Source organism: Pseudomonas sp. 2995-1 (assembly GCF_002742505.1).
GTDB classification, from domain to species: Bacteria; Pseudomonadota; Gammaproteobacteria; order Pseudomonadales; family Pseudomonadaceae; genus Aquipseudomonas; species Aquipseudomonas sivasensis.
Window position 1 is genome coordinate 1 of record NZ_LJSA01000380.1, and the last position, 333, is coordinate 333.

At 34.8% G+C, this 333-nt stretch carries 1 protein-coding gene; it reads right to left on the reverse strand.

Annotation, left to right across the window (positions count from 1 at the left end; all coding sequences use genetic code 11):
• The coding region (locus AOA61_RS31865) for a hypothetical protein (protein WP_218197359.1) at positions 1–223 on the reverse strand (223 nt) is incomplete at its 3' end.
• Positions 224–333 lie beyond the last annotated feature (110 nt).

Consider the following 333-nt stretch of genomic DNA (forward strand, 5'->3'; position numbering starts at 1 on the left):
GGTGACCTAGTCCAGGAGTGATCAGTGACCAAAATATTGCTAACCAGTTTTTTCGCTTATCTAAAAAGTTATTTTCCAATGATGAAAATGTAATTGGATTTATTTCAGAGGCTGTCCAGTTCTTATCTGCCATGATGGCATACTTATTTATATCAATTGTTGTTCTCCTACTATCCCAAATACTATAAAGATACACAGGGACATATAGGAGAATCCATTGCATATTAAGAACCTCGTTAGCTTCATCTATCCTACCTGTGAACGTATACATGATTGCTGTGTTTAGCTTCGAGTTATCATTAACTAGAAACTCCCATGATATAAGTAAAAAAC